The sequence below is a fragment of the Arthrobacter sp. 05T442 genome, from assembly GCF_056395945.1.
On sequence record NZ_JBFTKM010000009.1, the window covers coordinates 1 to 20,514 of the forward strand.

Here is a 20,514-nt window from a genome sequence, read left to right on the forward strand (position 1 = left end):
CCGCGCATATCAGTCTGACAGCGCCGTCGACAATGACGCGCCGGCCCCCGGACCAGGCAGGAAACGGACACAAAAGAGCGGTCCAAGACAAACCAGCCTTGGACCGCTCACCCTTGCCCTCTTGACAAGCAACAACTACATATCAGCTGGGCCAGCCCTCCGGGCCGGGGGTCCCGGCAGGATATTCCTCCAGCGGGACGTTCCCGGCAGCCCAGGACTTCAGCACGGGATCCAGGATGCGCCAGCAGTCTTCCGCAGTATCCGCCCGCACGGACAGCAGCGGATCGCCGGTCAGTACCCCTTCCAGGACTTCGCCGTAGGGCAGGAGCTCGGAGGCGCTCAGCTCGGCCTTCAGAGTGGCCCGGTCCAGGCCCAGGACATTGCCCGGGCCGTTCACGTCGACGTCGAACTGCAGCGTGTCCGGGCCGAAGCCGATCTTGAGCTTGTTGGGGGAGTCCACCCCGGTGAACCCCTTCGGGAGGTGCGGCACGGGCCGGAAGGTCACAACGGCCTCCTTGCGCTTGCTGCCCAGCGCCTTGCCCGAGCGCAGGATGAACGGAACGCCCTGCCAGCGCCAGTTGTCGATGTCCACCTGCACCTCGGCCAGGGTCTCGGTTTCCCGGCCGGCATCAACGCCGTCCTCCTTGGCGTAGTCCGGTACCTTCCGGCCATCGATGGAACCTGCCGTGTACCGTGCGCGGCGGGTGCTCTTGCGGTACGGGGCCTTGATGCTGCTGGCGCGCAGGACAGTGGCCACGGCATCCCGGAGGTCCCGCTCGTCCACGGACGCCGGGGGCTCGATCGCCATCAGGGCCATGATCTCGAGCAGGTGGCTCTGGATCATGTCGCGGAGGGCGCCGGCGCCGTCGTAATAGCGGGCGCGTCCCTCCAAGGCGAGGTCCTCATCGAAGACGATCTCCACCTTTTCGATGTACTGCCGGTTCCACACCGGTTCCAGGAAGGTGTTCGCGAAGCGCAGTCCCAGGATGTTCAGGACGGTGGCCTTGCCCAGGAAATGGTCCACCCGGTGGATGTGGTCTTCGGGGACGAGCGCGCCCAGGGTCCGGTTCAGGTGGCGCGCGGACTCCTCGCCCGAGCCGAACGGCTTCTCCATCACCAGCCGGGTCCCGGCAGGCACCTCGTCCGGAGCCAGCGCCTCACACGCCAGCTGGCTGATGCGCGGCGGGAGCGCGAAGTAGACGGCCACGGGCCCCTCCAGCTGCGCCAGCAGGCCTGCGAGCTGGCCGGCGGCCGTAACGTCGAGCTGGTGGTAGCTCGTGGTCGCCCGGATCCGCTTCAGCTCCCGCTTGCCGTACGCGTCCGCCTGCGAGTTCTCGTCGGCAAAAGATTCCCCGATGCGCCCCAGCCACTGTTCCGGCGTCCAGAAGTCCGATCCCGCACCCACCAAGGTCAGGCCGTCGGCGCGCCCCCGGGCCACGAGCCGGGCCAGGCCGGGCAGCAGGAGCCTGCCGGTGAGGTCGCCTGAGGCGCCGAGGATGAGCAGGGTCTTTACAGTTGTTTGGCTGGTCACCTAAGCCAGCATGCCATCTTCAAGGCTCGTCTTGGTACCCTAGATAGTCGAGTCCCGTTGTCGAGGCGGTTCGTTCAGGCGAACATCAGCCGCGACGCTGGCGTGCCGGACCGGCCGCCATCTGTAGATCCACTGAAAGAAGTGCACGGCGCGTGTTCAATTCACTCTCTGACCGGTTGACAGCAACCTTCAAGAACCTCCGTGGCAAAGGCCGCCTGACCGAGGCCGACGTTGACGGCACGGTCCGCGAAATCCGGCGCGCCCTCCTGGACGCCGATGTCGCAGTCCCTGTCGTCCGGGAATTCACCGGGCGCGTGCGCGAGCGTGCCCTCGGCGCCGAGGTCAACGCCGCGCTAAACCCGGGCCAGCAGATCGTGAAGATCGTCAACGAGGAACTCGTCGAGATCCTCGGCGGCGAAACCCGCAGGATCCGCCTGGCCAAGACCGGCCCCACCATCATCATGCTCGCGGGCCTCCAGGGTGCCGGCAAGACCACCCTCGCCGGCAAGCTCGCCAAGTACCTCAAGGCCCAGGGCCACAGCCCCATGCTGGTCGCTTCGGACCTGCAGCGCCCCAACGCCGTCAACCAGCTGCAGATCGTCGGCCAGCGCGCGGGCGTGCCGGTGTTCGCCCCGCACCCGGGCGCAACGTCCGCCGAGCTTGAGCACCCCGCCGGCGACCCGGTCGCCGTCGCCCGCGACGGCGTCGAGGAAGCCCGCCGCACGCTGCACGACGTCGTGATCGTGGACACCGCCGGCCGTACCGGCATCGACGCCGAGATGATGGAGCAGGCCCGCCAGATCCGCCGGGCGATCGTCCCCAACGAAGTCCTCTTCGTCATCGACTCCATGATCGGCCAGGACGCCGTCAACACGGCGCTCGCTTTCGATGAAGGCGTCAACTTCACCGGCGTCGTGCTCTCCAAGCTCGACGGCGACGCCCGCGGCGGTGCCGCGCTCTCAGTCGCCTCTGTGACCGGCAAGCCCGTCATGTTCGCGTCCACCGGCGAAGGCCTCGACGACTTCGAGCTCTTCCACCCGGACCGCATGGCCTCCCGCATCCTTGACCTCGGCGACGTGCTCACCCTGATCGAGCAGGCCGAAAGATCCTGGGACAAGGACGAAGCCGCACGGATGGCGAAGAAGTTCGCCGACCAGGAAGACTTCACCCTGGACGACTTCCTGGCCCAGATGCAGCAGATCCGCAACATGGGCTCCATGAAGAAGATGCTCATGATGATGCCGGGCGCGCAGAACATCCGGCAGCAGCTTGAGCAGTTCGACGAACGCGAGATCGACCGCGTCGAGGCCATTGTCCGGTCCATGACGCCGCACGAGCGCGTCGCGCCCAAGATCATCAACGGCTCCCGCCGCGCCCGTATCGCCCGCGGCTCCGGCGTGCACGTCTCCGAGGTCAACGGCCTCCTGGAGCGCTTCGCCCAGGCCCAGAAGATGATGAAGAAGATGGCTGCCGGCGGCGGGATGCCCGGTATGCCGGGAATGCCCGGCATGGGCGGCGGAGGGGCGCGCAAGGGAGCCAAGAACGCCCCCAAGAAGAAGGCCCGCTCCGGCAACCCGGCCAAGGCCGCGCAGGAACTCCGTGACGCCGAGGCCCGGCGTGCGGCAGGGCCCAACACCGTGCCCACCGGCGCGTCCTTCGGGCAGCAGGGCGGGGACTTCGATCCCTCCCAGCTGAACCTGCCCAAGGGCTTCGATAAGTTCCTCGGCGGCAGCAAGTAACCGGCAGCCCGCAGCTATGTCGCAGGCCCCCTTGCGGGACCGGTGCCCTAGGGTTAGATCATGTTCAAGCAGCGCGTAGTCTTCGTCCACGGGGCAGGCAGCTTCGGGGCCTCCGCGTGGCCAAAGCAGCACGGGATGGCGCTGGGCTATGACGCCCTGTTCCTGCGCCGCCACGGCTTCGACGCCGTCGCTGAACCGCTCGAATCCGACTTCGCCGCCGACGCAGCCATCGTGCTGGGCGCGCTCGCCGACGACGGACGCGGCGCGGCCGGCGGCCACGTCGTGGCGCACTCCCAGGGCGCCATCTCCGCGATGATGGCCGCCGTCGAATGGCCAGACCTCGTCCAGTCCCTCACCCTGGTGGAACCGGGCTGCCTCTCCCTGACGGCGGAACTGCCGGCTACGGCCGCGCACCGGACCCTGATGCAGCCGCTGTTCGACGTCCGCCACCATCTGAGCGACGACGATTTCCACAGGGAACTTGTGCGCCGCGCGTTTTCGGCGGAGGCTCCCGGCGCCACCACCCCGGAGGCACGCCGCGCCGCCCGGCGGCTCAGGCTGCAGGCACCTGCCTGGGAGGCGCCCCTGCAGATCGTGCCCGGGGTCCCCACCCTGGTGCTCACCGGCGGCTGGGAACCGCTCTACGAGGAAATCGCAGGCTACCTGCGTGAAACCGGCGCCCTGCACCGCGTCGCCGCGGGAGGACACCGGCCCCAGGACTCAGCGGACGGAGACCGGATCATCCGCTCGTTCATTGCGGATGTCAGCCGGCGCCAGCACGCAGAAGCGTCGTAGCCGGGTACACCTAGGACGCCGGGGGTGCGCCGACGGCAGGCTCCGGCAGGTAGACCTTGCCGCCCGAGGCAAGGAACTCGTTGCTCTTGGCCTGCATTCCGGCCGCCAGCTGTGCCAGGGCGGCCTGGGAATCCGCTGATCCGTATTCGTCCCGGATGTCCTGGCTGATCCGCATGGAACAGAACTTCGGCCCGCACATCGAGCAGAAGTGCGCAGTCTTGGCCGGTTCGGCCGGCAACGTCTCGTCGTGGAAAGCCTCTGCGGTGACCGGATCCAGGGAAAGGGCGAACTGGTCCCGCCAGCGGAACTCGAACCGTGCCTTGGACAGGGCGTCATCGCGTTCGTGGGCGCCCGGGTGGCCCTTGGCCAGGTCGGCCGCGTGCGCTGCGATCTTGTACGTGATCACTCCCGTTTTGACGTCGTCCTTGTTCGGCAGCCCGAGGTGCTCCTTGGGTGTGACATAGCAGAGCATCGCGGTGCCGTACCGGGCGATCTCCGTGGCGCCGATGGCCGAGGTGATGTGGTCATAGCCCGGCGCGATATCCGTGACCAGCGGCCCGAGCGTGTAGAACGGTGCGCCCTGGCAGAGCTCCTGCTGGCGCTCCACGTTTTCACGGACCAGATGGAACGGCACATGGCCCGGCCCCTCCACCATGACCTGGACATCGAACTCCCAGGCACGCTTCGTCAGCTCGGCCAGGGTATCCAGCTCGGCGAACTGCGCGGCGTCGTTGGCGTCCGCCGTCGCGCCGGGCCGCAGTCCGTCGCCCAGCGAGAACGCGACATCGTATTTGGCGAAGATCGCGCAGAGCTCGTCAAAGTGCGTGTAGAGGAAGTTTTCCTGGTGGTGCGCGAGGCACCAGCCGGCCATGATCGACCCTCCGCGCGAGACGATGCCCGTGACCCGGTTGGCGGTCAGCGGCACATAGCGCAGCAGCACTCCGGCGTGGATGGTCATGTAGTCGACCCCCTGCTCGCACTGCTCGATCACGGTGTCCCGGAAGATTTCCCAGGTCAGGGCGTTCGCCTCGCCGTTGACTTTTTCGAGCGCCTGGTAGATCGGAACCGTGCCGATCGGGACGGGGGAGTTGCGGATGATCCACTCGCGGGTGGTGTGGATGTCATCGCCGGTGGAGAGGTCCATGACAGTGTCGGCACCCCACTGCGTGGCCCACTGCAGTTTGTCCACCTCCTCCGCGATGGAGCTGGTCACGGCAGAGTTGCCGATGTTGGCATTGATCTTCACCAGGAAGGCCTTGCCGATGATCATGGGCTCGGATTCGGGGTGGTTGATGTTGTTCGGGATGATGGCCCGGCCTGCCGCCACCTCGCTGCGGACCAGTTCGACGCCGCAGTTTTCGCGCAAGGCGACGAACCGCATCTCCGGCGTGATCACACCTTGCCGTGCGTAGTGCATCTGGGTCACCGTCCGGCCGGCGACGGCGCGGCGGGGCACAGGCCGGGCGCCTTTCCACTCGGCGGACGCGGCACCGCGGCGCACGGCCGACCTGCCGTCGTCGAGCAGGTTCCGTTCCCGCCCGCTGTACGGCTCGGTATCGGCCCTGGCCGCAATCCACGGTGCGCGGAGCGGTTCCAGCCCCAGGACCGGGTCGCTGCCCGGCCCGGCCGTGCGGTAGACCCGGAACGGGGCGTTGGCGGCGCCGCCCGGAGAGGCCGCCAGCGCAATCTCGGTCACCGGAACGCGGATGCCGTGCTCCGGATCCGTGGCGAACGCCAGGGAACGGGACTTCAGCGACTGTGTGGGGACCGCGGGCTGGTTTTGGCCGGGCTGGTCTTGGTTGGTCCGGTCTTGTCCGGCCCGGTTTTGGACAGGGCTGTGCTGCGCAGATTGGGTGCTCACGGAAATACTCACTTCCTTCGCCGGCATTACCCGGACAGGTTCAACGGTCGCAGGCTGCGTCAGCCCGATCTCAGCCCCTGCAGAGGCACCCGTGTGGTCGTAGAAGAAGCTACCACAAGGGCCCCGAGGTCCACCCGAGTGTGACGGGACCCGGATCGTCGCGTGGATCCAGCCGCGGCGGCTGGCCCATTTGGAATAAATTGAAGCTTCAAGTAATTTTAACTATATGCAAAGGTCATCGAAGGTCGGTGGCCACTGAACCACCGGAGCGTTCAAATGACTGCCGAAGCCACCAGCCACGATCTTCTTCCCGCCGCACTCACCATGGGCACTGTGATGCTCAAAGTCGGCGACATGCGGCTCATGACGGACTACTACCAGCGTGCCCTGGGCCTTGACATTGTGGCCGAGCAGGACGGCGGGCTCTACCTCGGCCGCCGCCAGAAGCCGCTGGTCCACCTCGCCCCCGCCCCCGGGCTGAACATCCCCTCCCGCGGCGAGGCCGGCCTCTTCCACACGGCACTGCTCTTCGAGGACCAGCCTGCCCTGGCCGCCACGGTCGCCAGCGCGGCCCAGTTCGAGCCGCAGTCCTTCACGGGGAGCGCCGACCACCTGGTCAGCGAGGCGTTCTATTTCAACGACCCCGAAGGCAACGGGATCGAGCTCTACTACGACCGTCCGCGGGCCGCGTGGGCCTGGGAGGGCAAGAACGTCGTGATGGACAGTCTCGCCCTGCCGCCGCAGCGCTATCTGGAACAGTTCCTGACCGAAGAATCCGTGAGCGGCCAGCGCGAGGCCGATGCCGGCGTCGGGCACGTCCACCTGCAGGTGGGCGACGTCCAGTCGGCCCACGACTTCTACGTCGGGACCCTGGGCTTTGAGAAGACGGCGGGCTGGCACGGCCAGGCGCTGTTCGTCTCCGCCGGCGGCTACCACCACCACATGGCCATGAACGTCTGGAATAGCCGCGGCGCCGGGCCCCGCCGGGACACCCTCGGCCTGGGCGAAGTGCTGATTGAAGTGCCTTCGGGGGACGACGTCGGAGCCCTTGCCGACCGTCTCAAGGTTGCCGGTGTCCAGTCCCACCACACCGGGGCCGAGCTGCGGTTCGAGGATCCGTGGCGCAACCGCATCCGTGTCGCTGTCCGCTGAGCACCCGCTGAGTCCGGCGTGGTGGCCGGGCGCGTGAGCCGTCCGCGGACGCACCATGATGCGGTCACCCACAGCTGTCCGGGATTTATTTTCCACCGGTTTGCCATGCCCGGTCCGCCACGCCGCCCGTTGCCGGACACCGTTGCATAAGGCCTGGGATGCCTGCCTGCCTGCCGGACTGGTGATTGGGGAGTCCGCCGCCGCCTCCAAAGGCCTGCCGCTGCCAGTGCTGCGGCGGTGCGTAGGTTCTCCGCTGTCGCCTGGCACTGGACATGCCCAACGTTCAAGGGCAGGACCTCAGGGACATGTCCAACGCAGGCGGGCGGGAATGGACATAGTGCCAACATGTCCATTGGTCGCGGCCGGGGGAGGGCATGTCCACAGGCGAGGCTGGGTGGAAGAGTGTCGGCCACGGTCCAGGGGAGGGCATGTCCAGTTTTCGCTGACGCGACCGATGGGCATGTCCACCGTTCGCGGCCGGGAATGGACATGTTGCCAGCATGTCCATTGGCCGCGGTCAGGGGAGGGCATGTCCGGTCCGGGCGCGGCCGGGCTCGAGCGGCTAGGCTGAAACAACAATCCGGCCGCGACTCATGAGGAGTGTTTCCTTGGGATTCACCGAAATCTTTGTTTCCACCCACAACGCAGCCCTCAAGCGTGCCGGGGCCTTGGACGGCGGTGCGCCTGCCGCCCCGGGCGCCGTACGGATCCCGGACATCAGCGACTTCGAAGTCGAACGGCTCGGGGACCTGGCCGGCACCGCCGTCCACGCCGCCGGCGCCGACTATGAGCTGGCCATGGTGGATGTGGCCAGCGACTCCCTGCTCGGCGTTCCGCATGCCATGGTCCGGGCCCTCGCCGAGTTGCTCAGCTACGAGACCGAAGACGGAGGCAACGTACTGGAAGACGTGGCGGCGAGCTGGGCTGCCGAGGAGGACATGCCCTTTGGTGCGGACCAGGCCGCAGTCTACGTCCGGCAGCTCGCCGAAGTCGCGGCCGGCATCGACCCGGCCACGAAGTCGGAGCTCTACGTCTGGACCTCCTGACTGGGACCGCGAGTGCCTTCCGGGGGCGGAATCAGCCGCTGCATGGGTGTCAAGTCGAAATCCCGGCGCTGATCTGGCACAATGAACAGGTACTTGATCTGCGTGGCCCCTCTCTCCGCGTCCGGATCTTGTCCTTTTAGAACCCCCTAGTATGGCCCGCCCCACGGGTGCAGAACGCCGGGCTCGACCCCGTTTCAGAAACAGGAGTGACCACAAAAGTGGCCGTAAAGATTCGCCTTAAGCGCTTCGGCAAGATGCGCGCACCGTACTACCGCATCGTCGTCATGGACGCACGCTCCAAGCGTGATGGCCGTGCCATCGAAGAGATCGGCAAGTACCACCCGACCGAAGAGCCCTCGTACATCGAGGTCGACACGGACCGTGCCCAGTACTGGCTCGGCGTCGGCGCACAGCCGTCCGAGCAGGTTGCCGCGATCCTCAAGATCACCGGAGACTGGCAGAAGTTCAAGGGTCTCCCCGGCCAGGAGGGCACCTTGAAGACCAAGGCTCCCAAGGCTGCCTTCGTTACCCCGGAAAAGGGTTCCGTGATCATTCCGGAAGCCATCACCAAGAAGGCCAAGAAGGACGAAGCAGCCGAGGCCCCCGCCGACGCAGCAGCAGAGACCACCGAGGCTGAGTAACTTGTTGGCCGAAGCGCTCGAACACCTCGTCCGCGGGATCGTTGACACTCCTGAGGATGTCAAGGTCAGTGCGAAGAACAACCGCCGCGGGGACACCCTTGAGGTGCGCGTTCACCAGGACGACCTCGGACGGGTGATCGGCCGACAGGGCCGCACCGCACGCGCATTGCGCACTGTGGTTGCGGCGCTGGCGGACGGCGAGCCGGTCAGGGTCGACGTCGTCGACACGGACCGCCGCCGGTAACGCTTTCAGCAACACTTGTCTTGAGCCCGGCCCCTTCACCAGATAATGGTGGAGGGGCCGGACTGTTTTCCGCGGCAGTGCGGACCGAGCGGCAAGAGCCGAGCGGTAAGAACCGAGCGGCAAGAGCCGAGCGGCAAGAACCGAGCGGCAAGAGCCGAGCGGTAAGAACCGCGCGGCAAGACCCAAGAAGTAAGAATCCAGCAGTACGACTCCGGAACAGAGGAACAGATGCAGCTCCAGGTGGCACGAATCGGCAAACCCCACGGCATCCGCGGCGAAGTGACCGTCCAGGTGCTGACGGACGCTCCCGGTGACCGCTTCGTGCCGGGCACGCAGTTCATTGTGGAGCCCGCATCGGCCGGCCCGCTGACTGTACTGAGCGCCCGCTGGAACAAGGACATCCTTCTGCTCGCCTTCGAGGAGATCGAGACGCGTAATGAGGCGGAAACCGTTCGGGGCGCCAAGCTGTTTGTCGAGACCGAAGAAATCGACGAGGACGAGGACGAGGGCTGGTACGAGCACGAACTGGTGGGCCTGGACGTCCGTGTGGGCGATCAGGTGGTCGGGAAGGTCTCCGGTCTGCACACCCTGCCCGTCCAGGACCTGCTGGTTGTCACCGCGACGGACGGCAAGGAAGTCCTGATCCCGTTCGTGGAGCAGATCGTCCCCGAGGTCAACGTCGGCGAAGGATTTGTCCTCGTCACCCCGCCGGCCGGACTTTTTGAGGTCAATACCGAGACCGCGGCGATCCCCGACGACGGCGGTTCCGACGCCGACGCGGACCGCGCCTGACATGCGGATCGACGTCGTCAGCATCTTCCCGGAGTACCTGGCCCCCCTGGAACTCTCGCTGATCGGGAAGGCCCGCCAGGACGGACTCCTGGACCTGAGGGTCCATGACCTGCGCGACTTCACCACGGACCGGCACCGGAGCGTGGATGACACCCCGTACGGCGGCGGCGCCGGCATGGTCATGAACCCCGAGCCCTGGGCGCAGGCGCTGGCCGCGGTGGCCGCCGCCGGTCCGGGGACGGCCGTCCCGGCGGACACCAGTGCCGTCACCGGCCCGGCGGACACCAGCCCGGCGGACACCGGTCTGGAGGACACTCACCATTCGGACGCGGCAGCCAAACCGGTCCTGATCGTCCCGTCCCCGGCGGGGGAGCGGTTTACGCAGGCCACAGCCCACGAGCTCGCTGCCGAGAAGCAACTCGTTTTCGCCTGCGGCCGCTACGAGGGCATCGACGAACGCGTCATGGAATGGGCCGCCGAACACTTCACCGTGCGCCCCATGAGCCTGGGCGACTACGTCCTCAACGGCGGCGAGGTGGCCGTGCTGGCCATGGTGGAGGCCATCGGACGGCTCCTCCCCGGGGTGGTCGGCAACCCCGAGTCCCTCGTCGAGGAATCCCACGCGGACGGGCTGCTGGAATACCCCGTCTACACGAAGCCCTCCCGCTGGCGGGACCGCGAGGTGCCGGCGGTGCTGCTGAGCGGCAACCACGGCAAGATCGCCCAGTGGCGCCGGCACGAGCAGTACCGGCGTACAGCCGAACGCCGCCCCGACCTGCTCGAGGAATTCGACGCCGCCAAGCTGCCCCGCGCGGACCGTACGGCCTTCGCGGACCTCGGCTACGACGTTGTCGACGGCCGCCTCCGGCGCCGCCCCGACGCGGGGGTTGGTCACTCCTAGCGTCCGTGTCGCCCGGGATTGGCCGGAAGGCCCCGGATGTGGCAAAATTAGTCCTTGTGCCTGCTGGGTTGCGAACCTGCCATAGGGGGAGCGCTGCCAACAGCCGGGCACCCCGGCCCTGTCAATTCGTGACGGAGCCGGATCGACAAACTTTCGACGGGAATTTCCGGCCGCATTTGCGCCCGGAGCTTGGCCGCCGTGACCCAACGTGAATGACCTGTGGCGTTCACCAGGAGTGAATCAATGCATATTCTCGATTCCGTAGATGCAGCTTCGCTGCGCACCGATGTTCCGACGTTCCGCGCGGGTGACACCCTCAAGGTTCACGTGAACATCATCGAAGGCAAGAACTCCCGTGTCCAGGTTTTCCAGGGCTTCGTCCTGGGCCGCCACGGCGACGGCCTGCGCGAAACCTTCACCATCCGCAAGGTCTCCTTCGGCGTTGGCGTGGAGCGTACCTTCCCGGTGCACTCCCCGATCATCGACAAGATCGAGCTCGTCTCCAAGGGTGACGTGCGCCGCGCCAAGCTCTACTACATGCGTGAACTGCGCGGCAAGGCTGCGAAGATCAAGGAAAAGCGCGACTTCCAGACCGGCAAGTAAGACTTCCCGGACTTCCGAGGCAGTCTTCCACCGCGGGTCCACGGACCGTACCCGGTGCGTTAGCTAGTGCGGCGCCGGAGCTATCCGCAACAGCGCCAGTTACTTCAGAAAAGCGCCAGGGGATACGGATCATGGAACAGACAAAACGCCAGCCCAGGAAACCGGGCTGGCGTTTTGCGTTGTTGGCCCTGGTCCTGGCCGTGGCCATCAGCGCCGTGGTCCGCTCACTCTGGGTGGACGTTTACTTCATTCCCTCCGCCTCCATGGAACCCCTTCTGCGCTCCGGGGACCGGATCCTTGTTTCCCACACCGACTTCCAGGCCGGACCGGTGCGCCGCGGCGACGTCGTGGTGTTCGACGGCCGCGGCTCGTTCGCCCCGCTGAACAGCGGCCACGGTCCCGTGGCGGACCTCGTGTCCGAAGCCGGCGGCTGGCTGGGGCTGACAGGGAGCGACACCACGTACGTCAAGCGCGTAATCGGGCTGCCGGGCGACCGCGTGGTGTGTTGTGACGCCGGAGGCCGGCTCACAGTCAACGGCCAGCAAGTTGCGGAACCCTACTTGTACCCGGGCGATGAGCCCAGCCAGCTGAAGTTCACCGTGGAGGTGCCGGCCGGGCGGCTCTGGCTGATGGGGGACCACCGCTCCATGTCGGCCGATTCCCGGAGCCTTCTCGGCGCCCCGGGAGGCGGCATGGTTCCCCTGGAACGCGTGATCGGCCGGCCGGTACAGATTATCTGGCCACTTGATAGATTTGCAGCAGTAGCGCGGCCCGATCAGGCCGCCAACACGACGACGAACGGACAGTAGATGCCCGAGACCGAACCCCGGACTCCTGATCCGCGGGGGCACGACCAGCCCCCGGTTACCTCCTCAGCGATCCCCGCCTCCGAGCACCAGTCCGGATCCGATCACCCCACCACCGTGCTGCCGCAGGCGCGGGTTGCGGGTGCCGGGACCTCCGCAGTCGCAGGCGGTGCACCCGCACCCGCGCCCGCACCCGCGTCCGCGCCGGACGAGGCTTCCGGCTACGGGCACGCAGAGACAGCGGCCCCGACCCCCATGCCCGACGACGCCGCGTCCGCCGGGCCGGCGCATGCCGGCGCGTCCTCACGGCGCGCCAGGAAGGCCAAGGCCCGTGAAGGCCGCAGCCCCCTCTTCCTGTGGCTCAAGGAAGTCGCCACGGTCGTCGTCGTGGCCATCGTGCTGTCGTTCCTGATCAAGACATTCCTCTTCCGGGCGTTCTATATTCCGTCCGAATCCATGATGAACACCCTGGATGTGAACGACCGCATCTTCGTCAACCTCCTTGTTCCGACGCCCATCGCCCTCGAACGCGGCGACGTCGTCGTCTTCAAGGACACCAAGGGCTGGCTGGTCCCCGCGGCCGGGACAGCAAAGGGACCTTTCACCTGGGTGCAGGACGGATTGACCTTCGTCGGCCTGCTCCCGGACAACTCCGAGCAGCACCTGGTCAAACGGGTCATCGGACTGCCCGGGGATCACGTCGTCTGCTGCGACGCCGGAGGCCGGCTCACGGTCAACGGTGTGCCCCTGGACGAGAAGTACATCAACGCCGCCGAAGTGCCGCAGGTCCGCGACTTCGACGTCGTGGTGCCGGCCGGCAAGGTCTGGGTCATGGGGGACAACCGCAACCACTCGGCGGATTCGCGCGCCCACATGGACACCAACGGCGGCTTCGTGGACGAGCCGGATATCGAGGGCAGGGCGGCTGTGATCGCCTGGCCGTTGAACAGGATTTCGGGCTTGGACAACTACCCCGACGTCTTCCATAGCGTGCCGGCCCCGGCTGGAAAGTAGGGCCCGCCGCCATGTCCGAAGCGCCCACCCTCGACTACGAACGCCGCTTCCGCAGCTCCGGCGCCCGGCTCGTCGCCGGCGTCGATGAGGTGGGCCGCGGAGCCCTCGCGGGTCCCGTCAGTGTGGGGATTGCCGTCGTTGATTTGCAGGAGCAGCGGCTCCTCGCGGACGTGCGGGACAGCAAACTGCTCAAGGTGGCCGACCGCGAACGTCTCGTGCCGCTGGTGAGCGCTTGGTCCGTGGCCTCTGCCGTCGGACACGCCTCGGCCAAGGAGATCGATGCCGTCGGCATTGTGGGGGCGCTCCGGCTCGCGGGGACCCGCGCCTGGCTGGCGGTACTCGCCGCGGGGGTCACGCCCGACGTCGTGCTGCTGGACGGCAGCCACAACTGGCTCTCTCCCGGGACCCAGGCGTCGCTGTTCGACGTCGAACCGGCGGAGCCCGGGTGCGACGCGCCGGTGCACACCCTCGTCAAGGCGGACATGCAGTGCCTGAGCGTAGCCGCGGCCAGCATCCTGGCCAAGGTCGAACGCGACCACATGATGTGCGAACTGCACAGCGAATACCCGGCGTTCGGCTGGGACGAGAACAAGGGGTACGGGACCGCCGCGCACAAGGACGCGCTCCGCGCTGCGGGACCGACGCCGTACCATCGGGTCAGCTGGCAGCTGCTGTAGGCCTCTGCGCACCTGGTGCAGGCGCACCGGGCGCAGGCGCGGGGTGGCGCGCGGCCGGCGCCGGATGGTGCAAGATGGAACCATGAGTGCCGAGGACCTTGAAAACTATGAGACCGACATGGAGCTGCAGCTCTACCGCGAATACCGCGACGTCGTCGGGCTGTTCAGCTATGTGGTCGAGACCGAGCGGCGTTTCTACCTTGCCAACCACGTCGACCTGCAGGCCCGCAGCGCTGACGGCGAGGTTTATTTCGACCTGACGCTGCAGGACGCCTGGGTGTGGGACGTCTACCGCTCGGCCCGGTTCGTCAAGAGCGTCCGCGTCATCACCTTCAAGGACGTCAACGTCGAAGAACTGCCGCGCAGCGAGGAGCTCGCCCTGCCCAAGGTGGAGGATCTGGGCAACTGAGCCTCGTTCCCCAGCCCCCTGGCCCCTGCTCCCTTAGTCCCTTAGTGGCGCCGGGCTGACTGGCCCCTGCTCCCTTAGTCCCTTAGTGGCGCCGGGCTGACTGGCGCAGGATTCCCATTCCGGTCCGGAGTGATGCCCTGCTGCCGCAGCAGCAGCAGGGCCAGTACACTCTCCGGAGAAGAGCCGCAGCCATCCGGGTTTGCGGATCCCCGCTCGGCCGCGTGGTCGGACGCCGTGTCGCCGATACCGATGGTTGCGACGGCCGCCTTCCACCCGCCGAGCCCCTCGATCTGCTTGGGAACCCAGACGTTGGCCGCGCCGTTGACGTAGTCCCATACTTGGGGATGGACACCCGGGCCGAGATAGATGCCACCGTCCGGCGCCCGGGTGACGAGTGTGGGCAGTGGCAGGACTCCCATCAGTTGCGCGGCCTGGTACTCGGACGTGCTCCACGGCGGTTCGTCGAAGTAGTACCAGCTCGCGGCACAGATGCCGTACAGCGTCGGACCGAGCTGCGCGAAGTTCAGATAAAGCTTCATAATCCGTTGATGGGACAGGGTGAGGCTGAACGCGTCCCCATCTGCTGGTCCTCGTGGGCGACGGCCGAGCGGCTGATGTGGTTCAGGGACACGTACTGGTAGGCGATGGGGCCGCCGGTCTCCAGCATGAAGGCAGTACGCGGGGGAGTGACCCAGATGAACGAGACGGCGGCCAGTTCCGTGAGGACCGCCATGGCGAGGGCGACCTTGGGGACCCTGGCGAGGAATCGCCGCAGCCGGTGCTTGCGCTTCCTGGCCCGATCCGCCGGCTCGCGCTCTTGGGCTATCACAGGTTCGCGTTCGGACTCAAGCCCAGGTGCGGGAGCGGGTGTCGGTCGGGGCGCCGGTGCCGGTCCGGGCGCCGGCGCTGGCGCAGGCCGATGGGGTGCAACCTGTCCCTCCGGCCCGCGCATCCGAACCGGTTCTGCGGGCTGCTGCGTTCCCAGCGGCCGGGCCTCCGCCGGCGACGGAGCCGCGCGTTGTTCCATACGCCGATCCTTTGGAAAAAATGCGGGCGCCCCCTCGGAATGTGTGGGGGTTGGGAAAAGCCTAAGCGGGCCATGCGGGCAATGGCTACGTTTCGTCGACTGACAACCGCCTCGACACGTCCTGTCAACATCTCCCGCCACGACCGCCACGGCTCTGATGGCCGGCGACGCGTGCAGCGGATCCGCCCGGACCACGGGCCGCCGGCAGGGCAATCCGGCGAAGTTTCCCACATAGCGCACCAGCCGTCTGGGAAGACTTGGCGTGACTGCGCATTCTGGTGTCATGAGAGCCAAGGATCTGCTGGGCCGGCGCGGGGAGGAACTCGCCGCCGGGTATCTTGAATCGCTCGGTATGCGCGTAGTCGACCGCAATTGGCGCTGTCCCGAGGGCGAAATCGACATTGTGGCGCTCGATGGCGACGCCTTGGTTATTGCCGAGGTCAAGACGCGGACGTCGCTCGCCTACGGCCACCCCTTTGAAGCCGTGGGCGTGGAGAAACTGGCGCGGCTCCATCGGCTCGCGTCGGCGTGGTGCCGGGACCATGAGTTGCGGATGCCCCTGCGCCGTGTGGACGTCATCGCCGTGCTCGACGACGGCATAGGGGAGCCCGCCGTCGAGCACCTCAAGGGGGTGGGGTAGATGGCTCTGGGCCGAACCTACTCCGTGGCACTGGTCGGGCTCAACGGCTACATCGTCGAGGTCGAGGCTGACATCGGCCAGACATTGCCCGCTTTTGTGATCCTGGGCCTGCCGGACGCGTCGCTCAATGAAGCGAAAGAGCGGATCCGCTCCGCCGCGCAGAACTCAGGCATTCCGCTCAGCCGCCGGAAAATCACAGCCAATCTCATTCCGGCGTCCCTGCCGAAACGCGGTTCCGGCTTCGACCTCGCCATCGCCATGGCAGTGCTGCTGGCAGCCGACGACATCCGTCCCACCGGTCGGTCGGTCTTCATCGCCGAACTTGGCCTTGACGGGAGGCTGCGGCCCGTGCGGGGCATTCTCCCCGCGGTCATGGCGGCCGTACGGTGCGGTTATCCCGACGTCGTCGTGGCGCACGCCAACGTCGCAGAGGCCGAGCTTGTGCCCGGCGCACGGGTCCAGGGCTACCGGACGCTGGCACGACTGGCGTTCGACTGCGGCGCCGATCCCCAGAATCTGGCCCTGGACTTCGAGCCCTGGCCTGAGGACACGGAGGGCGACGACGCCGAAGCTGGCCCCGCCCGGGCCGCCATGCCGGACATGCGCGACGTTTCAGGCCAGGCCGAGGCCCGGCGCGCCTTGGAGGTGGCGGCAGCCGGCGCCCATCACCTCCTGATGACCGGTCCTCCCGGCGCAGGGAAGACCATGCTGGCGGAGCGACTGCCGGGGCTCCTGCCGGACCTGGGCGACACCGAAGCCATGGAAGTCACTGCGATCCATTCCTTGTGTACCCTAACCTCTGCTTCCGTGCAGTTGCTGCGCCGCCCGCCCTATGAAAACCCGCACCATACCGCGACGTCAGCAGCCATTATTGGCGGTGGCTCGGGGCTGCCGCGGCCTGGAGCGGCGTCCCGGGCCCACCGGGGCGTGCTGTTCCTTGACGAGGCGCCGGAGTACGAGCGCCGGGTCCTCGATGCCCTCCGGCAGCCGCTGGAAAGCGGCGAGCTGGTCATCCACCGTTCGGCGGGCACGGCGGCCTACCCTGCGCGGTTCCAGCTGGTCCTTGCGGCGAATCCGTGTCCCTGTGGCAAGGCATCGGGCAAGGGCGTCGACTGCACCTGCACACCCACGATGAGGCGGCGCTATCTGGCCCGCATGTCCGGGCCGTTGCTGGACCGGGTCGATATCCAGCTGCAGGTTGAACGGGTATCGCTGGCCGATTTCGGGCGGCCCGGCGCTGAGGAGGACAGCGCCACCATCGCAGAGCGCGTCCGGGCGGCGCGCCGGCGACAGCTGGAGCGGCTGCGGCCGCTCGGGATGGAGACCAACTCACAAGTGCCCGGGCGGATGCTGCGGGGCGAGCTGCGGCTCGCGGCACCCACCACGCGAATCCTGGACCGTGCACTCGAACGCGGTGTCCTGACAGCCCGCGGCTACGACCGCGTGCTGCGTCTCGCCTGGACCCTGGCGGATCTTTCCGGCCGGGAGAGCCCGGATCCGGACGACGTCGGGCAGGCCCTGGGCCTCCGCCAGGCCGCCGTCGCCAGTGGGTGACGCCGCCAGGGCACCGTTTGAACCATCAGCCATACCAAAGGAGAGCACTATGTCGATCGAGGAGAGGACCGCACGGGCGGCGCTGTCCCGTCTGTTCGAGCCGCAGGATGCCGCCGCCCTCGCGCTGGTCCACGTGGCCGGCGCGGAAGACGCCCTGCGCATCGCCACGGGCCAGCTCGCGGCCGGTCCGGGGCTTGAGCAGGACATTTCCGGCGTCCTGGCCGACAACGGCTCCCGGGGAGGCTGGGCTGGCCTGGGCGAGGCCCTGAAGCGATGGGCGCCACGCGTGCCGGATCTGGCACCGGCCCGCGACCTCAACACCATGCAGCGGCTCGGCGGACGCCTGATCATTCCCTCCGACGAGCTGTGGCCACGCCAGCTCGCGGACCTCGGCCTCCAGGAGCCGTTGTGCCTGTGGTGGCGGGGAATCGAACAGGAACTGCCTCCGGCCGCCCGGTCCATCGCCCTCGTGGGCTCGCGGGACAGCACCTCGTATGGCGCTTCCGTGACCGGGGACCTTGCATACTCCTTGGCGCAGCGCGGCTTCACCATCATCTCCGGCGGCGCCTACGGAATCGATGCCCACGCCCACAGGGCAGCCCTCGCAGGCAGCGCCGGCAGCATGCCTACGATCGCTGTCATGGCCGGGGGAGTGGACCGCTTCTACCCCTCCGGGAACGAGGACCTGCTGAGGGCTGTCGCGAACCAGGGCGCGGTCCTCGCGGAAGTCCCGCCAGGGTCAGCTCCCACCCGGTACCGTTTCCTGCAACGGAACCGCCTCATTGCGGCGCTGGCATCGGTTACGGTGGTGGTCGAGGCACGGTGGAGGTCGGGGGCGCTTAACACGGCCCACCATGCCGAAAGCCTGGGCCGGGCCGTGGGGGCTGTGCCCGGTTCCGTTCACAGCGCCAATTCCGCCGGGTGCCACCGGCTCCTCCGCGAAGGCGGGGCGGTCTGCGTCACCGATGCCGGAGAGATTGCCGAGCTCGCCTCCCCAAGCGGCGACTGCCTGTCCGAGGACAAAGCCGGGCGGGAAGAAGCGCACGACGGACTGACCCTTGAGGACCTGATCCTGCTGGACGCGCTGCCCCTCCGGAACGCCAGTTCGGTTGAGAAGCTTGCCACCGTAGCGGGGCTTGGCCCGGACTCAGTCAGGGCGGGCCTCGGACGGCTCGGGCTGCTGGGACTGGCCGAGCAGGACCGGGCCGGCTGGAAGCGATCCGGACGATCGGGCTGACACGCCGCGGTTCGTCATCGCTTTCCTCGAATGCCCGGCGAGTACTGCGAGAGTAGGAGGATGTCTACACAGGAGTTTCCCGCCGCACTGGCCGCTGCCGCCCACCGGTTCGGCCGCTACCTGGAGGCGGAGCGGGGACGGTCGGCGCACACAGTGCGCGCCTACCTCTCGGATGTCGAAAGTTTGCTGGCCCATGCGGCCTCTGAGGGGGTCGAGGACCTGGACGGGCTGGAACTGGGGAGCCTCCGGCGATGGCTCGGCGCGCAGAGTGAGGCCGGAATGTCCCGTGCCACCTTGGCCCGCCGTTCGGCCACCGCCCGCGCCTTCACCGCCTGGGCCGTGCGGGAGGAGCTGATCACGGCCGACCCCGCGCTGCGGCTCAAGGCCCCGAAGCGGGAGAAATCGCTTCCCGGCGTCCTGCACCAGCAGCAGGTGCGCAGGCTTGTCGAGGGTGCGGAGTCCGCTGCGTCCGAGGGGGTGCCGCTGGCCCTGCGCAACAGGGCCATGGTCGAACTGCTCTACGCCACCGGTGTCCGGGTCGGCGAACTGGCCGGTATGGACGTGGACGATCTCGATCCGGACCGCAGGACCCTGAGGGTGGTCGGCAAGGGCAACAAAGAGCGGACGGTGCCCTACGGGCTGCCCGCGGCGCTCGCGGTGGACGACTGGCTCCGGCGCGGCCGCCCTGCCCTGGCCAGTGAGGCGAGCGGCCCGGCGCTGTTCCTGGGCGTCCGCGGCAAGAGGGTCGACCAGCGCCAGGTCCGAAGTGTGGTCAAGGGCATGCTCGAGGCGCTCGGCGACACCGCTGCGACGGGACCCCACGCCCTGCGGCACTCGGCGGCCACCCACTTGCTCGACGGAGGCGCGGACCTGCGGGCGGTGCAGGAAATTCTGGGGCACAGCAGCCTGGCCACGACCCAGATTTATACGCATGTCTCTGTGGAGAGGCTCCGGCAGAGCTACCAGCAAGCCCATCCCCGGGCCTGAAATCACGCACCAGCGGTGACGTACTGCCGGGTTGGGAAATCCGCTCGGCGCGCCGGGAAAGACGCGCCGAATTTCACTAGCGTAATTAGGAGGCGTGCGGCAGAATAAGACTCACGTCCGGGAGTTTCAAGTTGAGCTTGAAGCTAGAGTGCTTTGCGCCCCAGCTTGAAATCCGGCTGTATATTAGGAGTTTGGCAGGAGCTCCGTTACTGATTCGGATCCGCGCAACAGACAGACATCCAGGCAGAGGTCGTTGGGGAAGACGTACCTACAGCTATGGAGGATGGAATGTCTGTTGCACTGACCCGCGGTGTGTTGTTTGTTCACTCGGCCCCGACCGCCCTGTGCCCCCACGTTGAGTGGGCCATAGGCTCTGTCGTGGACAAGCGGACGGACCTGGAGTGGACTGCGCAGCCTGCTGCGCCCGGAATGTTCCGGGCTGAGCTGTCGTGGACCGGAACCCCGGGCACGGGGGCTCAATTGGCGTCCGCTCTTCGCGGCTGGGCCCATTTGCGCTACGAAGTCACGGAAGAGCCCAGCCAGGGCGTGGACGGCGGCCGCTGGTCCCACACGCCTGAACTCGGCATCTTCCACGCCACTACCGACGTGCACGGCAACATCATGGTCTCCGAGGACCGCATCCGGTACGCCTACGAATCCGGGGCGGGCGACCCCTCTGCCGTCTACCATGAGCTTTCCCTCGCCCTCGGCGAAGCCTGGGACGAGGAACTCGAACCGTTCCGGCACGCGGCCGAAGGCGCCCCCGTCCGCTGGCTGCACCAGGTCGGCTGAAGGCTGCGGGTAGCCTTTAGCCGAAGCAACTCCATAGTTTCGCCCCAAACGACAGATGGCGGCAAT

22 protein-coding genes and 1 riboswitch are annotated in these 20,514 nt (G+C 67.5%); of the genes, 18 read left to right on the top strand and 4 right to left on the bottom strand.

The genetic code is table 11. The features are described from left to right. Positions 1–142 precede the first annotated feature (142 nt). Positions 143–1,531, bottom strand: coding sequence for a glucose-6-phosphate dehydrogenase (locus AC1DES_RS10375; RefSeq protein WP_476895621.1), 1,389 nt, complete (start codon positions 1,529–1,531; stop codon positions 143–145). Between the two features lie 152 nt (positions 1,532–1,683). Here AC1DES_RS10375 and ffh point away from each other — a divergent pair, with 152 nt between their 5' ends. Continuing rightward, complete coding sequence (gene ffh, locus AC1DES_RS10380) at positions 1,684–3,270, top strand: signal recognition particle protein (RefSeq protein ID WP_476895622.1); 1,587 nt, start codon at positions 1,684–1,686, stop codon at positions 3,268–3,270. Positions 3,271–3,330: 60 nt separating this feature from the next. Further along, positions 3,331–4,065 (top strand): alpha/beta fold hydrolase, encoded by a 735-nt coding sequence (locus AC1DES_RS10385; RefSeq protein WP_476895623.1) that lies wholly within the window; start codon positions 3,331–3,333, stop codon positions 4,063–4,065. A 10-nt stretch (positions 4,066–4,075) separates the two neighbouring features. Here AC1DES_RS10385 and thiC read toward each other — a convergent pair whose 3' ends face one another. Further along, entirely contained in the window at positions 4,076–5,926 is a 1,851-nt protein-coding gene (gene thiC / locus AC1DES_RS10390) for a phosphomethylpyrimidine synthase ThiC (RefSeq protein ID WP_476895624.1), read from the bottom strand. After that, a riboswitch (TPP riboswitch) is annotated at positions 5,922–6,029 on the bottom strand. It overlaps the preceding gene by 5 nt. A gap of 173 nt (positions 6,030–6,202) precedes the next feature. Here thiC and AC1DES_RS10395 point away from each other — a divergent pair. The 11 genes from AC1DES_RS10395 (at position 6,203) to AC1DES_RS10445 (ending at position 14,211) form a co-directional block, all read left to right on the top strand. Continuing rightward, positions 6,203–7,078: a VOC family protein gene (locus tag AC1DES_RS10395; protein WP_476895625.1), complete on the top strand. Its 876-nt coding sequence runs from the start codon at positions 6,203–6,205 to the stop codon at positions 7,076–7,078. A 608-nt stretch (positions 7,079–7,686) separates the two neighbouring features. Then, positions 7,687–8,124: a hypothetical protein gene (locus AC1DES_RS10400; RefSeq protein ID WP_476895626.1), complete on the top strand. Its 438-nt coding sequence runs from the start codon at positions 7,687–7,689 to the stop codon at positions 8,122–8,124. A gap of 218 nt (positions 8,125–8,342) precedes the next feature. Further along, positions 8,343–8,765 carry a 30S ribosomal protein S16 gene (gene rpsP, locus AC1DES_RS10405; protein ID WP_476895627.1) on the top strand — a complete coding sequence of 141 codons (423 nt, stop codon included), beginning with the start codon at positions 8,343–8,345 and terminating at the stop codon, positions 8,763–8,765. Between the two features lies 1 nt (position 8,766). Next, a complete protein-coding gene (locus AC1DES_RS10410; RefSeq protein WP_211881261.1) occupies positions 8,767–9,009 on the top strand; it encodes an RNA-binding protein in 243 nt (80 codons plus the stop codon). Between the two features lie 228 nt (positions 9,010–9,237). Continuing rightward, the gene (gene rimM, locus AC1DES_RS10415) at positions 9,238–9,801 is read left to right on the top strand and encodes a ribosome maturation factor RimM (RefSeq protein ID WP_476895628.1); all 564 of its coding nucleotides are present in this window, start codon (positions 9,238–9,240) and stop codon (positions 9,799–9,801) included. A 1-nt stretch (position 9,802) separates the two neighbouring features. Beyond that, positions 9,803–10,702: a tRNA (guanosine(37)-N1)-methyltransferase TrmD gene (gene trmD, locus AC1DES_RS10420; RefSeq protein WP_476895629.1), complete on the top strand. Its 900-nt coding sequence runs from the start codon at positions 9,803–9,805 to the stop codon at positions 10,700–10,702. A gap of 243 nt (positions 10,703–10,945) precedes the next feature. Further along, positions 10,946–11,305: a 50S ribosomal protein L19 gene (gene rplS / locus AC1DES_RS10425; RefSeq protein WP_476895630.1), complete on the top strand. Its 360-nt coding sequence runs from the start codon at positions 10,946–10,948 to the stop codon at positions 11,303–11,305. A 131-nt stretch (positions 11,306–11,436) separates the two neighbouring features. After that, positions 11,437–12,114: a signal peptidase I gene (lepB, locus tag AC1DES_RS10430; RefSeq protein ID WP_476895631.1), complete on the top strand. Its 678-nt coding sequence runs from the start codon at positions 11,437–11,439 to the stop codon at positions 12,112–12,114. Next, positions 12,115–13,125, top strand: coding sequence for a signal peptidase I (gene lepB / locus AC1DES_RS10435; protein WP_476895632.1), 1,011 nt, complete (start codon positions 12,115–12,117; stop codon positions 13,123–13,125). Between the two features lie 11 nt (positions 13,126–13,136). Beyond that, complete coding sequence (locus AC1DES_RS10440) at positions 13,137–13,802, top strand: ribonuclease HII (RefSeq protein WP_476895633.1); 666 nt, start codon at positions 13,137–13,139, stop codon at positions 13,800–13,802. Between the two features lie 82 nt (positions 13,803–13,884). Continuing rightward, entirely contained in the window at positions 13,885–14,211 is a 327-nt protein-coding gene (locus AC1DES_RS10445; RefSeq protein WP_018773443.1) for a DUF2469 domain-containing protein, read from the top strand. 74 nt (positions 14,212–14,285) lie between these two features. Here AC1DES_RS10445 and AC1DES_RS10450 read toward each other — a convergent pair whose 3' ends face one another. Together AC1DES_RS10450 and AC1DES_RS10455 are read right to left on the bottom strand one after the other, a co-directional pair. Then, on the bottom strand, positions 14,286–14,750 hold the full coding sequence (locus tag AC1DES_RS10450) for a transglycosylase domain-containing protein (protein ID WP_476895634.1): 465 nt from the start codon (positions 14,748–14,750) through the stop codon (positions 14,286–14,288). Beyond that, positions 14,747–15,040, bottom strand: coding sequence for a hypothetical protein (locus AC1DES_RS10455; protein ID WP_476895635.1), 294 nt, complete (start codon positions 15,038–15,040; stop codon positions 14,747–14,749). The genes AC1DES_RS10450 and AC1DES_RS10455 overlap by 4 nt, the downstream gene beginning before the upstream one ends. Positions 15,041–15,521: 481 nt before the next feature. Between AC1DES_RS10455 and AC1DES_RS10460 the strand changes: the two genes are divergently transcribed. The 5 genes from AC1DES_RS10460 (at position 15,522) to AC1DES_RS10480 (ending at position 20,448) form a co-directional block, all read left to right on the top strand. Continuing rightward, positions 15,522–15,878 (top strand): YraN family protein, encoded by a 357-nt coding sequence (locus AC1DES_RS10460; RefSeq protein WP_476895636.1) that lies wholly within the window; start codon positions 15,522–15,524, stop codon positions 15,876–15,878. Further along, the gene (locus AC1DES_RS10465) at positions 15,879–17,432 is read left to right on the top strand and encodes a YifB family Mg chelatase-like AAA ATPase (protein WP_476895637.1); all 1,554 of its coding nucleotides are present in this window, start codon (positions 15,879–15,881) and stop codon (positions 17,430–17,432) included. It abuts the gene before it with no gap. A 49-nt stretch (positions 17,433–17,481) separates the two neighbouring features. Next, positions 17,482–18,669, top strand: coding sequence for a DNA-processing protein DprA (gene dprA / locus AC1DES_RS10470; RefSeq protein WP_476895638.1), 1,188 nt, complete (start codon positions 17,482–17,484; stop codon positions 18,667–18,669). Positions 18,670–18,729: 60 nt separating this feature from the next. After that, positions 18,730–19,656, top strand: a complete 927-nt coding sequence (locus AC1DES_RS10475; protein WP_476895639.1) for a tyrosine recombinase XerC — start codon at positions 18,730–18,732, stop codon at positions 19,654–19,656. Positions 19,657–19,944: 288 nt separating this feature from the next. Next, positions 19,945–20,448: a DUF3145 domain-containing protein gene (locus AC1DES_RS10480; RefSeq protein WP_026266435.1), complete on the top strand. Its 504-nt coding sequence runs from the start codon at positions 19,945–19,947 to the stop codon at positions 20,446–20,448. Positions 20,449–20,514: the final 66 nt, after the last annotated feature.